The following is a 14,743-nucleotide window of genomic DNA, read 5'->3' as shown; positions in this document are numbered from 1 at the left end:
TTCCATACTATAATATCCCCCATAATTACACGACTTGTCCCAACGATAAATGGTTAACCAGAGCCTAATATGAATTTCTTTTCTTTTGAGTTTCTTGGAACGTTTGTTATTCTGCTTGTTGTCTATTGGCTTTTACAAAAAGCCCCAAAGATACAGAATGGCTTATTAATTTTAGTTAGTTATTTATTTATATTCTCTTTTTCAGCAAATTTCGCCTACATTTTATTCGCCTATACCCTATTTATTTACTTTTTGGCGAATATTTTCAGCCGTTATTTATCCAATAAAATCATATTCACTCTACTGACATTCGGTATTCTCGGCTGTTTCACCGCCTTCAAATATTACTCTTTCTTCCAAGAAGCTATCCAACAATCACTTGCTAATATTGGCTTCACTGTGGAATTACCTGTACTTGAATTGTTGATGCCGTTAGGGCTGTCATTCTATGCCTTCCATTCGGTCAGCTATGTCGTATCAGTCTGCAAGAAAGAACTCACACCCGCTCCACTACCCGATGTTATTTTGTATCTTTGTTTTTTCCCCAGCATCGTCGCGGGGCCAATCAATCGGGCTAAAGATTTTCTGCCACAGATTCAGGCTCCATCCAGAATATTGTTTGAGCCATTCAAAGCCCTGTTATTGATCGCATTTGCTATTACAAAACTTTTTTTACTCAGCTCGACACTCTCTGAAAATTTTGTTAATCCCGTTTTTGAAGACCCAACCAGCCACCATGCCGGACAAGTCCTCGTAGCAATTTATGCTTACGCTTGGAATATCTACTTTAACTTTTCTGGCTATACCGATCTCGTCACCGGTATTGCCCTGCTATTAGGCTTCCGTGTACCACGTAATTTCGATGCTCCTTATCTTGCCGAAAATTTACAGGTATTTTGGCGACGCTGGCATATCAGCCTGTCAACGTTTATCCGTGACTATGTTTACATTCCACTCGGCGGCAACAAAAAAGGCGTATTTCGCAAGAACCTGAATATGTTCGCAGCCATGGTAATTTCAGGTCTGTGGCACGGGGCAGGTCTCACCTTTATCATTTGGGGAGCTATTCATGGCTTAGGATTAATTCTCCAAAATATTAAAAATGCCCTGTTATCTGCCTCCAAAACACAAAATAAGTCACAGGTAATGGCTTCCATATCGTTATTTTTATCCCGTGTGGTGACATTCCATTTTGTCTGTTTTGCATGGGTGTTTTTCCGTAGTCCAACCTTTAATGACGCTCTTGCCGTATTAAATCAATTGTTCTCTGGGGATATTTTCATGGCGCTGCTCTCCAGTGGATCACTGTTAATGGCTTTCTGGGGGTTCTTTATTGTCTACCCGTGGCTGGTGAGTCTCAGAAGCAAAATGGAAAAGAATCACAATATGATCGCTTGGGTTTATTATCCAATTCCTCTAGTCCTGATCCTTACTTTGGTATTTATGCTGTCACCTTCTGGAATGCCGGGATTTATCTATGCCAATTTCTGAATCTACATCTAATCTTAAGAAAGTCGGACAAGTGATTTTTGTTATTACTTTGACTTGTTTGCTGCTGATCTGGTTGAATCAAAGTTCGTTGGATAATTTCTGGCAACAGAAATATCACCGCAATAGCCCTTGGACATCCCTCAAAGGGGAGCCTTGGTGGGATTTAGGCAGTAATATGCAACAAGGTACCATTTCTGCCAGTGAGACGTTTATTGCATATGCAAGAGGTAAATATCAGAATAATCAATCTCAGCAACCGATGAACAGTCATCAAACCCGAGAGATATTTCCTCCTGAATTTCAGGTTGGGTTGCGCTTTCTGGAAGGTTATGTGCATCCCATTGAAAATATCTCTTTTACATTTCCTGAATTACTGAAAAAGGATATTAGACTCGTTCAGTCTCCCTTGCGCCAAAATGGATCAGAACACAATCCCGTCATTAAAATTGTCCAGAAAACTCACGTCAGCTTGGGAGTAAAAGATAAAGCGTTATTTGTCGGTGATTCAATGATGCAGGGCGTTGCCCCACACTTAAAACGTCGTCTTTACCAGGAATATGGGATTTCCAGTATTAATTTAAGTAAGCAAAGTACAGGGTTGTCTTATCCCGGATTCTTTGATTGGCCGAAAACGATCAGTAATGCGTTAAGAGACAATCCTGATGTTAAATTGGTCGTGGTATTTTTAGGCCCGAATGATCCGTGGGATATACCATCAAAACGTGGAAGCGCTTATTTGAAATTCGCAAGTGAAGACTGGGAAAATCTGTATCGCCAAAGAGTCGAAACCATTTTAAATAACGCGCAACAGTATCAAGTGAATGTCATTTGGGTTGGCCCTCCGAATATGCGCCAAAAGAAACTATCTAACAACATGATTTACCTAAATAAATTATATCAGTCAGAGGTAACCAAAATAGGCGAGATCTATGTTGCTGCTAATGATATGTTCAAATATAAATCAGATAATTATTCAGATTATATCGGTGATGGCAGCAGTACGATCAAACTCCGAAGCGGTGACGGTATTCATTTCAGTTTGACTGGACAACAGACCATCGCTAACTATTTATTTTCATTAATCACATTTATTCAGGAGCCAGCGAAAGAAGATGAAACCATTTAAATTGTTCCGCGGGTTTTATCGGGTAGTGGGTGCTGGTCTCGTTATCGCGCTCTCTATAAGCCTGTTATCATGCCAAGGGAATAAATCGACTCTCTCATCAGATCGCCAAATCACGCAAATGCACCGTCAGCAACAACTGACGGATTTTGGCGATCCTAATCTCATATTGCTGGCAGACAAATTGCGTCATAGCGACTCTCGACAGCTTCATTTTGCGCAGCTGGGTGATTCACACACTGCTGCCGATTTCTTTACCGGCAAGCTACGCAGTTTATTGCAGAATCGTTACGGTGATGCAGGGCCGGGTTTTATCAGCCCCATGAATATTCCCGGCCAGCGTAACGCCACCGTGCAATTTAGTGGCGATAAAACTGGCTGGTGGCTTTCAAGCAGCCGGAAAGACAATCGCGCAGATTATCCGCTGGGTGGATTTATTGCCGTTCCAGAGAATACCAACAGTACATTACGGATGGATTTATCGCCCTCCAGCCTTGATAAATACTGGGTCAGTGCGCTCTATCAATCCCATGAGGCAACACAAATCAAGGCCCAAACTACGTCAATGCGATTATGGAATCTACCTGCCACGCAAAGTGAATGGCGTTTCTCGCCAGAAAAAAGTGTCACATTCCCAATCAATCTCTACCCGCAGGATACTCAATTAAAAATCGGTGGATGGCTGATAAAACGTCAAAGCCCCGGCATCATGCTATCTGCACTGGGAATTAATGGGGCCACCATTAATATGCTGGATAAATGGCAGTCGCAGTGGATCGATACGCTGGCTCAGATGAAGCCGGATTTGGTGATCTTCGCTTATGGCACTAATGAAGCCTTTAATGATTCTCTCGATTTAGCTGCTTATCAGAACGATCTGACATCCAAAGTGCAAGATATTCGCAGAACAATACCGCAAGCCGTTATCTTGCTGATTGGGCCGAATGACTCACTGAAAAATAAAACGGCAGCAAACTGTAGCGAACAGCAACCAGCCTTGCTCAATAATGTGATTCAAATTCAGCAAGACGTTGCCAGAAAACAGCGCACCTTGTTCTGGGATTGGCGGGAATACATGGGTGGGCCATGTTCAGTCAGAGGCTGGGAACAGCAAAACCTAGCACGCTCTGACTACGTTCACCTTTCTGCCGCCGGTTATGAACGCAGTGCGGAAGCGCTTTATCAGCAGTTTATGGGTTTGGTTGGGCAATAAATTAAAACGACAAGAAGCATGTTGGACATTTTCTACATGCTTCTTTGTACTAATTTGTAGTAATAAATGACTCTCACGCCATCGCGTTTTCCTAACTATAAATCAATGACTGATAATCTGATTATAGGAACAACAACAATGATGCCGAGAACTGAGAAGAATTAATAAAAAAACGGCACCTTAATCAATCATAAGGTGCCGTTAGCAATCGCTCAAAAAGACTTAGCACATCACAGCATTGCGAAGTAGATCATGCCCACAATTGCGCCGGTTGTACCCAGAATGGTTTCCATCATCGTCCAGGTTTTCAGCGTCTGTGCTTCTGTCGCGCCGGTAAATTTACCGAACAACCAGAAACCCGAGTCATTTACATGGCTCAGTACCAAAGAGCCACCAGCAATACACACTGATAATGCAGCCATTTGCGCACCGGAATAACCCAGTTCACCAATCACCGGCAGAACCAGTCCCACCGTGGTCAGGCAAGCCACCGTCGCCGAACCTTGGATCACGCGAACCGCACCCGACAGAATAAAACAGGCCACTGCAATGGGCAGGCCGGCACCAACCAACGCATTACCCAATGCAGGCCCAACACCGGAGTCAATCAACACTTGTTTGAAGACACCACCAGCGCCGGTTACCAATAGGATAATCCCCGCAGGTTGGATCGCCGAAGAGCAGACATCCATCACTTTCTCTTTGCTCATGCCACGACGAATGGCCAGACCATAAATCGCTACCAGACACGCAATCAAAATCGCGCTGAAAGGATGACCGATGAATTCCAGCCAATGGTATAGCGTCGATTGTTGATCAACAAAACGCGCCCCAATGGTTTTCAACCCCACCAACACCAGCGGGAACAGCACCAGCGCCAAGCTGAATCCAAAAGAAGGCATCTGGCTTTTGCCAAGGCTCGGCATACTTAAATCTTTAGGTAAATCCAGCGTCACATATTTGCTGATAAAGTTACCGTAGATCGGGCCAGCCAGTAACATGCTGGGGATCGCTGCGCTCAGTCCAATCAGGATCATCCAACCAAAATCAGCCCCCATTTGAGATGCCAGCATCATGGGAGTCGGCCCCGGAACCAGAAACGCGGCCGCTGCTGCAACCCCTGCAAACAGTGGGAGCGCCAATTTCACAACATTACCACTGGTACGACGTGCAACGGCAAATACCACACCAATCAACAATACAACTGCAACATCAAAAAATAGTGGTAATGCGCAGATCAGCCCTGCGACGCCCAATGCGTAGTTCGCCCGTTTTTCCCCAAAACTGCCCAGCAGCTTCACAGCAATCTGGTCGAGCGCTCCTGTTTCATGCAAAATTTTGCCAAACATTGCCCCCAACGCCACAACAACTGCGAGAAATCCCAAGGTGCCAGCCATACCGTTTTGCATGGTCTGAGTGATTTTTTCCAGTGGCATACCAGAAAAAACTCCTGCACCAATTGAAACCAACATTAAGGCAATAAAAGCGTGCATCCGGACTTTCATCACCAAAAATAATAATAAGAGAACAGAGCCGACAGCCGTCAGAACCAGAGTGAATGTACTCATTGATGCCCCTCGCTAATACGGTCAATGGATTGGATACGATCAATCGTTTTTATTGTGTTTTTAATCACGTCATCAAGAGCAGGCCCGATATCAATACGATGGACATCTTTTTCATCGCTGGTCGGCTCTTCCAGCGTCTCAAATTGCGAGATCAACATTTGTGGTTTGAAAAAGTGCCCCTTACGCGCTTTCAGACGGCTTTCAATTAAATCAAAGTCACCTTTCATATAGAGAAATGACAGATTTTTATTGCCATCGCGCAGCATATCCCGATAGTTTTTTTTCAATGCGGAGCACACAAGAAGGGAGACATGATTAGTACGCTGCATAGCGAAAATGGCATCGTTGAGCGCTTTCAGCCAAGGCTGACGGTCATCATCATTTAAGGCATGGCCTTGTGCCATTTTCGTAATATTGGTACGAGGGTGAAGAAAATCCCCATCCAGAAATGCGGCACCAAGTTTTCGGGCCACACCATTGGCAACCGCAGACTTACCGCTGCCTGATACCCCCATCAATACAAAAACATGGTTAAGCTGCTGGGTATCGCTCATATAAAACTCCTTTGCGCAGAGCTTGCTGCTATGTCTGTGACTTACCTGCAAAATTTTAACGATGAAGTATTACCTTCTGAGCATTAACTTCTAAGCATTACATTCGAAGTATTACCCACAAAAAATGTTACCGGTAACTTATTACCGGTAACATTAACAGTCGCGCAGGATGATGAGCAATCAATCAAGATTGCCAAAAAAGGAAAATGTGAGGCTTATCGCAATTGAAGATGGGGAAGCAGCATTTTGGGCTACAAAAATTAAACACTTTCACCCAATGAAAGGGTAAATCCAACATCAATCAGAGTTTGTTCCAATTTTTCATCTTTCAAACGGCTAAGCAAAGCTTCTGCTGCCTTGCGCCCCATCTGATCACGAGGGGTCAGTACACTGGCAAGTTTTGGTGTCATTACCTGACCAATATCATGGCCATGAAAACCCGCTACCGCAATCTCTTCCGGTACTTTGATCCCCTGACGCTGACACTCAAAAACTGCACCAATGGCGATATCATCATTCGTGCAAAACAGGCCATCAACCTCGGGATATTTCTGGCGGGTTTCCTGCAAAAGCTGAGCACCGAGAGAATAGGATGAACTGGCTGGCGTCATGACTTTTCTCGGCTGAAGCCCAGCGCTGCGCATCGCCATTTCAAACCCTTGCAAACGGATCAATGTTCGCTCATCCTGCCGCGCACCGAGATAAATCACGTTATGGCAGCCGCGTTCGATCATCGCCACCGTCATCTGGCGAGCTGCTTCAAAATTATCGATCCCGACCGCGATATCAAGGCAAGGTGATACACTGTCCATCAGTTCCACCACAGGAATACCGGCGGTCTGCAATAACTTCAACGTTTTTGGCGTATGTGTTCGTTCTGCCAGAATCAGGCCATCAATATTGTAAGAAAGCAGGGAAAGTAAACGCTCTTCTTCTTTCTGGGGAGAATAACCATAGTGAGCAAGCATGGTCTGATAGCCGTTGCGATCAGTGACATGTTCGATCCCACGGATAACCTCAGCAAAGACCTGATTAGTCAATGAAGGAAGCAAAACACCTATCGCACGACTGGTAGAATTAGAAAGAATATCCGGTACGCGATTCGGAATGTAACCCAATTTATCCAGTGCCTCAGCGATCCGTTTTCCCAACGCTTCAGAAACCTGATCAGGATTACGCAGAAAACGGCTGACCGTCATTTTTGTGACCCCAACGAGGTCTGCAACATCTTGTAAAACAGGGCGTTTCTTCTTCATTTTCAATGTAATGCAATCAGTTATCGGTAGCGACGAATAAATAGCTGGCGGTTTTAACACATTTATATACCATCACAACATATTTTTTAGCAGAAAATGCGACATACTTTCACTTCATGCTGCAACAATTTCTGAAACTGTGACGACTTACGCATGCCTGAGTGAATCCCGGTAAATAATCTTAGGAGCAAATACGGGATGTTGCATATCGGGTTCAAGCAATAAACGAGCCGCGAAACGGGCCATATCTGTGATAGGAAAATGAACACTGGTTAATGCAGGGTGAATAAAGGCTGCACGTTCACCGCTGTCATAACAGATAATGGAAATATCCTCCGGGACACTCAACCCCTGTTCAGTAATCGCCAGCAACGCACCAAGTGCCATCTCTTCACTACAGAAAAACAGGGCATCGGGCCGCGATAACGTCAAAATTGTACAGGTCTGCCGATAGCCACTTTGCAGATCGTACTCCCCTTCCAGGCAAGCAACGGGGTGTAATCCCGCTTTCTGCATGGCATCCAAAAACCCCTGACGGCGCTGTTGGCTTGGATTGCGGGAAACAGGGCCACTAACGCAGGCAATGCGAGTATGACCATGCTCAATCAATGCCTGCGTTGCAAGATAGCTGGCCTTATGATGATCAAAGACAACACAGCGCTGCTCCAAGCCTGTCACCCACCGATCCAATAACACGAAAGAATGCGCGCCCTGCGCAAGCTGTCGCAATTTATTATCGCTGATGGCACGTACGTGCAAAATCATTCTATTGCAGCGCAAGCTATTTAAATGAAGGATGGCCTGCCATTCATTTTCAGCACTATTTCTGCCCTGAGTAACCAGAAGCTGCCTGCCGTGCAATTCCACTTCTGTCTGGATGCTGTCCATCAAGGCCCCGAAAAAACCCCCACGGTAAGAGGTTGTCACCAAGCCCAGCGTATTGCTCTGACTGGATGCCAATTCACGCGCTGCCAGATTGGGGCTGTACCCCAATTTCACAATGGCATTCTCTATTTTGGCGCGAGTTGTCGCTTTCACATTTTTATTGCCATTGACCACCCGTGATACCGTGGCGCGGGAAACACCAGAATACTTCGCCACATCTTCCAGAGTTACCATATACTTTCCTTATCATTCCAATGAGCCCATTTTTGTTTTATTGGAATTGTGGCAAATACTTTCGATTGATATCCAACAGCTCATTTAATAATGCCGAATCCAAAGCGGCATCAGCAACCAAAGGATGAGTCACCAACGCCAGTAGCGCCGCCTTGCGATCCCCATGGACTGCCGCTTCAATCGTCAACCGCTCAAAGGCTTTCACTTGCTGCGTCAGGGCAAACATACTGTCCGGCAGATGACCAAATGCCAGAGGGTGTGCCCCTTGCGCATCAACAATACAGTTAGTTTCAATAACTGCATCATCGGGCAGCCCCTGAATGGCTCCCCGATTCATCGTATTCACAACCAATTGTGTGCCGAGATTATTGTGGATAGTGGCGATCAATTCCAATGCAACTTCAGAATAGAACGATCCTCCACGAAAACTTAATTGCTCTGGTTTGTGATCAAGCGTTGGATCAGCGTACAATTCAAATAACTCCTGCTCTACCCGCATTACCTGCTCTGCCCGAGTGCCCTTGCTTGCTGCACCCTCTTGTTCTTCCCGCAACATTTTACCGATCTGATAGAAATAACGATGATAAGGACAGGGAATCGCTCCCAATGCCCGCAAAAACTCCGGCGGCCACGGTGCTTCCTTGATATTGTTCATCGTCAATTCAGCCCCATTACACAGCAATTCCAGCACCCGATCCGTTTCATCCTTCCCCTCCACCAGCACCTGATGCGCCCAAACCATATGATTAAGCCCCGCAAAGCGCAATTGGACATCTTGATAAGGACGTTGCAGCATATTGGCGATCATATGGTGCATCGAAATAGGCACATTGCACAGCCCGATGATTTTGGCTTTGCTATAGCGGGAAACCGCTTCCGTCACAATACCTGCTGGATTGCTGAAATTGATGATCCACGCCTCCGGAGCGAGGCGCTCAACTTTACGGGCAATCTCCAGCAAAACCGGAATGGTGCGCAACGCCTTGGCAAACCCACCAACGCCTGTCGTCTCTTGCCCAAGCAGACCATATTTCAACCCCAGACGCTCATCAGCAGCACGAGCCGGAAGCTGACCAACACGCAGTTGAGTAAGAACAAAACTAGCCCCGATGATCGCCTCATCTGGGGAATAATGCACACTGACAACCACATGCTGCAAACCATGACGATCCAGCATACGGCGCGTCAGTCCCGCAATAACCTCCAATTTTTGCCGCCCGGCTTCCACATCCACCAGTGCCAATTCAGAAAGTGGGATCGTTTGACTACGCTGAATAATGCCTTCCACCAATTCCGGTGTATAACTACTACCCCCTCCCATCACGGCAATTTTAATCGGTTTCATATGATCCTCTGCTTATACTGTCTGGCAATCGTTGATAAAGATCGATAATGTGACTGGCGAGATCCTGGATCACCATCGCATTCATCAAATGATCCTGCGCATGAACTGTGATCAAATTGATGGGTAATTTTCCACAGCCTTCATCCAGCCCAATCAGTTTCGTTTGGATAACATGAGCGATACGCGTTTCCTGTCGGGACTCCTCCATCAGCCCTTCTGCTTGCTGAAAATTACCCTCTTTCGCCTGTTGCAAAGCCATTAATACGCTGCTGCGTGCGCTGCCGGCATGTACCAGCAATTCGATAATCTGCTGTTCAAAATCCTGTGATTCAACATCAATAGACACGCTTCAATCCCCCTGATTATTTCGCCAAAACCTCTGGTTGCTGCTCTTCGGCCAAAAGCTGTTTTTCATACACCTTGAAGAAGGGATACCAAATCAGCAAATCAATCACCATCAACACCCCGACCAGCACAAAAGCACGATAATCCCAAGCGGCAGAAATCAACGCCCCAATCGGCGCCGGAGTCGTCCACGGGGCGATGGCAATCATCTTCTGCACCAAATCCAGATGCAGGGCACCGTAGGCCAACACGGCATTCACCAACGGCACGAGCAGCAATGGGACCAATAAAGTGGGGTTCATCACGACGGGAGAGCCAAACAACAGTGGCTCATTGATATTAAACATGGCCGGGACAACACTCAGCTTGCCAATGGTTTTCAAGTGAATTGAACGGCTACGCAGATAGAGGAAAGCCAGTACCAATGTCGAACCAGACCCTCCGATACAGACGTAAAACGCCCAATAAGGAGCAGTCAGAATTTGAGTGGTTGCCATTCCCTGCGTTATTAACGCGGCGTTTGCAGCAATGTTGGCCATAAAAATGGGGTTCAGCAGCCCAGTGACAATATTGTCGCCATGAATACCGGCGAACCACAACAAATTGGCCAACAATACCAACAACATGACAGCGGGTAACGTATCCCCGACAGTAATCAGCGGCTGAAATACCTGCATAATCGCAGCAGGCAGCAGCAGATTAAATTCACTTTGCAGCCATAAACTAATGGGATAGACCGTCAGAAGAATACCTATAACGGGGTACAATAATTCAAAAGAACGGGCAATGGCGGGTGGAACCTGAGAGGGCATACGTATGGCGATATTATATTTTTTCAGTAACCGGATTAACTCAACCGACCAAATCGCGCAAATCAATGCGGTAAATACTCCCGCACCTCCCAGAAAATCCAGCGGCATTTTATTTTCAACCTGCGGTGCCGAAGCCAGCAAAAATGCCATCAAAGACAACAAAGCAGACGTCAATCCATCCAACCCATAAGACTTTGCCAAACTATAAGCCGTCCCGATGGAGACAAAAATGCTCATCACCCCCATTGTCATAAAAAAAGGCATCGTAATGGTTGTCCAATGGGTTTTAGCAAACGTCAGCCATGCCTGACCGAAAGAAGATGAAGTTTGAGTATCAAATGGCGGATTTGCCACAATCAGCATAATACTGCCGATAATCAGAAAGGGCATGGCTGAAATAAAGCCATCACGTATCGCAATAATATGTCGCTGACTACCGATTTTACCGGCAATGGGAGCAAGATGGTTTTCTACTATGCGGGTCAAAGAAGCATAAATACTCATAATCCACTCCATTTAGTGAAAAATTATTCCAGCAGGCTTAAGGCATGATCCAACACCTTATCTCCCCGAAGCGCACCGTAGTCCAACATATCAATCAAACTGATGGGCTTATCCAATGGCTCAGCAAGCTCGGTAAAGCGGGCAAGCTCATAGCGAATTTGCGGCCCGAGTAAAATCACATCCGCCTCGTGGATACACGTTTCCAGCTCCACCGCTGGCACAGCCTTGATCGCTACATCCAACTGCCGTTTTTCCGCCTCCGCCTGCATCCTCTGTACCAACAGGCTGGTGGACATCCCAGCCGCACAACACAATAGAATCGTTTTCATAGTTTTGTTCTCTTTGTAGTTGTCTCATGATTATTTCGCTTAAGTTAAAATGAAAGCGCTCTCATTTTGGTTAAGGCTAACAGGTTATTTTTCCATTGCTGCGATGGGGTTCGCATAATTTGATAAGAGAAAAGTAAGGAAATGGATGAAATGAGATCGATATTACAGAGAATAATCAGAAGAAAATAAAAGAGACTATTTGTCTATTTTATAAGCTATAAAAATGGTAGAATTTTCCCGTTCATAAAAAATGATTATAAAACAGATGGATAAGTTTAGGGTGTTCCCCGTGCTTACGGGGATAAACCACCGCCTTGAAATGTTTTTGTCAATGGATTTATTATGTGCTCCCCGTACTTACGGGGAACAAGGGCAGGGGGCGAAATGGCACTCTAAGCTTTTCTTCCACATGACCACAGATATTCTCCTGTTAGGAACGGCTGAAGTCAGATCGACTCACACCCAGAGTTATGACTTTAATTGCAGAAGGGAGAAGTTATCGCTGGACTGCCAGAGATCTCGGTATAAACAAAAACACAGTGGCAGATATTGTCGTTCGTAACAGTCAGAAAGAAAGGAATATACATGTCGATAATTATTAGAAAGATGGATAAATCGGACAGAATAATTTGGGCGGATATGCGTCTCAGACTTTGGGACAGCCATTCTCAAGATGAACATCTCAGTGAGATAGACAAGCTACTAATTAGCAACAATAATGTCAGTTATATTGCTTTTATGGATGAAAACCTACCTGTTGGTTTCGCTGAGGTTAGTATGCGTGAATATGCAAATGGTTGCACCGGACAACCCGTTCCATTTCTGGAGGGGATCTGGGTTAACTCAACACATCGCCGGAAGGGTATTGGTCAAGCACTCGTAAATAAAATAAGCAGCGAACTCATCAATAAAGGGTTTTATGAACTCTGTTCAGATGCAGAAATCAGAAATAAGCAGTCACATCAGGCCCATGAGAATTGGGGATTTGACGAAACAGAACGTGTCATTTGTTATCGAAAAAAACTAATTTAGTCCAGGTCATCATGTGCTTAGGGTGTCATTTTATCCCTTGCGGTTTAGCTCAGTATTTCCCGTACTTACGGAGATAAACCGCTGTCGCCCACCATGTGAATGACGTAGGAATAAACCACAAAAAGCTAGTCGCCAAACTACTTGTTGGCAACCAGCCTGCTAAACGTTATCTATTCGGATTCAGATGCGAATGCCGATGTGGATGCAGATGCCGGATATAAGTGAGCAGCCCATTCACCATACTGACAAACAAACACCGCAGCAGTTTTTGATGATAATGGATCCGCTAATTTCCTAACCTTCTCCCTGATCTGTGCAGCAGAATTTAATGAAACCCCAACATAAGTTCCGGTAGGTAAAGCCATCACCTCACCATTGGGGTATCTGACTGTTCTACTGAAGTCAATTAACTTCATTGCTTCATGAAGTGCATCATATTCTCTTAAGCCTGCACCAAAAATTTCAACACGAACCATGTAAGTAGCCATTTTTAGCCCTCTCTATTTATTTAACCATTTACTTGATTACAGTAAGTTAAAGCCACATCCCACTATTTCCAGAGGTATTGTGGTTCGTTGGTGAATTTAGCAGTTATTAACTCGGTCACACCATATCAATAAATCACAGTTATTTGAGGAACTGCTTCCCCATCACTTGTAGCTTAGTTCCCCATAAGTTCTGAAATAACTGGGTTAGATATCAATCAAAAGTGTACTTAATTTTATAGCCACAAAATTTGTCAATTCTGATTATTTTGAAAGGAATTTTTTTGAAATACCATCCTGTGAAAAACAGTTTAATCACATCAAACACATTGATAAATTTAAACATAGAAATCCTAGGAGATAGAAAATGTCTAATAATTTCTTATAAGTGTTTTCAGTAGTATAAACTGGCTATTTTTTACTATCTATAAACTTGGTAATTTAATATAAATTAGAACTATTTCTAAAGGGATTAAAACGGACTCAGATATCGTTAATAACTGCTCCATTTTTTATCTCAAAACCGTTATAACCATTATTTCTGGCGTATAAAAGACTAATTAAATCTTTATCATTTTTTTCAAAGTAGAACTCATGATACATAATTGTTTCATGTTGTATTTTTTTATTAAAACCTGATTGCCATATTTTTTCGCCATTTTTATCTAAAGTTAGATAATATTGGTATCCATTCATATAGCGAATTATCCAGTAAGGAGAAATAGGTACATACTTGTAAACAGAGACCTTATATACCACACCGTTATCATTAACCTCACTAACTATTTTTGGTTCCATTTTGATGGAGTCAGATGAGAAAAAAAAGTACCATAAAAACAATGTTGCTATTATTATATCTCTAAAAAAATGGTTAAATTTTCTACGGACAAGTATGTTATTCATTATATTAGCTGCCATTCCCATTCTATCTATCACTAATCTCTTTTTAGTGCTGTATATATTTTTTGGTGAAAGAAATAAATATGAGAACTACTCCATATGGCTACCTGCATTATGTATATCATTCGTCACAGTTTTGTTCCCATTGTTTTACGGTACTAGAAATACAAGTTTTGTAAATTTTTTTCTGATGATTGTTGCATTTCCTTCATCATATTTCACCTTAAAAATACTCAAATTAACAAAAATCAATACGGTTTTAGCTATCGTATTATCGTGGGTATTTTTTCTTTCTATCGGCTTTTTTACGCAATAAAGACATTTGATTGATGAGAAAGTTTATTTTGACTATATATTTTCTGCATTCCAGATATTCTTTCCACACGACGTATCCCCGTAGGTACGGGGAACACGTTCAGCCAGTCCATTATCCAACCGAATTTAAACGCGCTATCCAGGATAAAATCCTACCACCTCATAGCGTTACGATGGGAATCTCTAGGAGTACGCTATATAGATGGCTCAGAGAGGCTATGGGAAAAATTAAACGTCCAAAACAAACAATGCCGGTCATGTATTAAATAGTTAGTTGTTGTGATATGCTTCCCGCCTTTTAAGGGTAAAGCATGGCCAAAGCTGACGTCTATTGCCGTTATTGTCACAAATC

At 43.9% G+C, this 14,743-nt stretch carries 14 protein-coding genes; 4 read left to right on the top strand and 10 right to left on the bottom strand.

The window, feature by feature from the left end; all coding sequences use genetic code 11:
• Positions 1-69: 69 nt before the first annotated feature.
• From Xhom_RS45500 to Xhom_RS45510, 3 genes are read left to right on the top strand one after another with little or no spacing between them, the layout of a single operon-like run.
• A complete protein-coding gene (locus Xhom_RS45500) occupies positions 70-1,491 on the top strand; it encodes an MBOAT family O-acyltransferase (RefSeq protein WP_069317088.1) in 1,422 nt (473 codons plus the stop codon).
• Entirely contained in the window at positions 1,478-2,617 is a 1,140-nt protein-coding gene (locus tag Xhom_RS45505) for an SGNH/GDSL hydrolase family protein (protein ID WP_069317089.1), read from the top strand. Before Xhom_RS45500 ends, Xhom_RS45505 begins: the two co-directional genes overlap by 14 nt.
• Positions 2,604-3,827 carry an SGNH/GDSL hydrolase family protein gene (locus Xhom_RS45510; RefSeq protein ID WP_069317090.1) on the top strand — a complete coding sequence of 408 codons (1,224 nt, stop codon included), beginning with the start codon at positions 2,604-2,606 and terminating at the stop codon, positions 3,825-3,827. Before Xhom_RS45505 ends, Xhom_RS45510 begins: the two co-directional genes overlap by 14 nt.
• 230 nt (positions 3,828-4,057) lie before the next feature.
• Here the strand turns inward: Xhom_RS45510 and gntU are convergent, their stop codons facing one another.
• The 8 genes from gntU to Xhom_RS45550 form a co-directional block, all read right to left on the bottom strand.
• Positions 4,058-5,395 carry a gluconate transporter gene (gene gntU / locus Xhom_RS45515; RefSeq protein ID WP_069317091.1) on the bottom strand — a complete coding sequence of 446 codons (1,338 nt, stop codon included), beginning with the start codon at positions 5,393-5,395 and terminating at the stop codon, positions 4,058-4,060.
• The gene (gene gntK, locus Xhom_RS45520; RefSeq protein ID WP_069317092.1) at positions 5,392-5,949 is read right to left on the bottom strand and encodes a gluconokinase; all 558 of its coding nucleotides are present in this window, start codon (positions 5,947-5,949) and stop codon (positions 5,392-5,394) included. The genes gntU and gntK overlap by 4 nt, the downstream gene beginning before the upstream one ends.
• A gap of 260 nt (positions 5,950-6,209) precedes the next feature.
• Positions 6,210-7,205: a gluconate operon transcriptional repressor GntR gene (gene gntR / locus Xhom_RS45525; RefSeq protein ID WP_069317093.1), complete on the bottom strand. Its 996-nt coding sequence runs from the start codon at positions 7,203-7,205 to the stop codon at positions 6,210-6,212.
• A 147-nt stretch (positions 7,206-7,352) separates the two neighbouring features.
• The gene (locus tag Xhom_RS45530; RefSeq protein ID WP_069317094.1) at positions 7,353-8,324 is read right to left on the bottom strand and encodes a LacI family DNA-binding transcriptional regulator; all 972 of its coding nucleotides are present in this window, start codon (positions 8,322-8,324) and stop codon (positions 7,353-7,355) included.
• Between the two features lie 37 nt (positions 8,325-8,361).
• A complete protein-coding gene (locus Xhom_RS45535; RefSeq protein WP_069317095.1) occupies positions 8,362-9,669 on the bottom strand; it encodes a 6-phospho-beta-glucosidase in 1,308 nt (435 codons plus the stop codon).
• The gene (locus tag Xhom_RS45540; protein ID WP_084023161.1) at positions 9,656-10,015 is read right to left on the bottom strand and encodes a PTS lactose/cellobiose transporter subunit IIA; all 360 of its coding nucleotides are present in this window, start codon (positions 10,013-10,015) and stop codon (positions 9,656-9,658) included. The genes Xhom_RS45535 and Xhom_RS45540 overlap by 14 nt, the downstream gene beginning before the upstream one ends.
• Before the next feature lie 16 nt (positions 10,016-10,031).
• Complete coding sequence (locus Xhom_RS45545) at positions 10,032-11,330, bottom strand: PTS sugar transporter subunit IIC (protein WP_069317096.1); 1,299 nt, start codon at positions 11,328-11,330, stop codon at positions 10,032-10,034.
• A gap of 23 nt (positions 11,331-11,353) precedes the next feature.
• Positions 11,354-11,659, bottom strand: coding sequence for a PTS sugar transporter subunit IIB (locus tag Xhom_RS45550; RefSeq protein WP_069317097.1), 306 nt, complete (start codon positions 11,657-11,659; stop codon positions 11,354-11,356).
• A 585-nt stretch (positions 11,660-12,244) separates the two neighbouring features.
• Between Xhom_RS45550 and Xhom_RS45555 the strand changes: the two genes are divergently transcribed.
• Positions 12,245-12,691 (top strand): GNAT family N-acetyltransferase, encoded by a 447-nt coding sequence (locus Xhom_RS45555; RefSeq protein WP_069317098.1) that lies wholly within the window; start codon positions 12,245-12,247, stop codon positions 12,689-12,691.
• A 170-nt stretch (positions 12,692-12,861) separates the two neighbouring features.
• Here Xhom_RS45555 and ghoS read toward each other — a convergent pair whose 3' ends face one another.
• Together ghoS and Xhom_RS45565 are read right to left on the bottom strand one after the other, a co-directional pair.
• Positions 12,862-13,179: a type V toxin-antitoxin system endoribonuclease antitoxin GhoS gene (gene ghoS, locus Xhom_RS45560; RefSeq protein ID WP_069317099.1), complete on the bottom strand. Its 318-nt coding sequence runs from the start codon at positions 13,177-13,179 to the stop codon at positions 12,862-12,864.
• A 480-nt stretch (positions 13,180-13,659) separates the two neighbouring features.
• On the bottom strand, positions 13,660-14,112 hold the full coding sequence (locus Xhom_RS45565) for a hypothetical protein (RefSeq protein WP_099139632.1): 453 nt from the start codon (positions 14,110-14,112) through the stop codon (positions 13,660-13,662).
• Between the last annotated feature and the right edge of the window lie 631 nt (positions 14,113-14,743).

The organism is Xenorhabdus hominickii, from assembly GCF_002632725.1.
GTDB lineage: Bacteria > Pseudomonadota > Gammaproteobacteria > Enterobacterales > Enterobacteriaceae > Xenorhabdus > Xenorhabdus hominickii.
The sequence above is the reverse complement of the archived record's forward strand: the minus strand, read 5'-3'. Positions and strand labels throughout refer to the sequence as shown.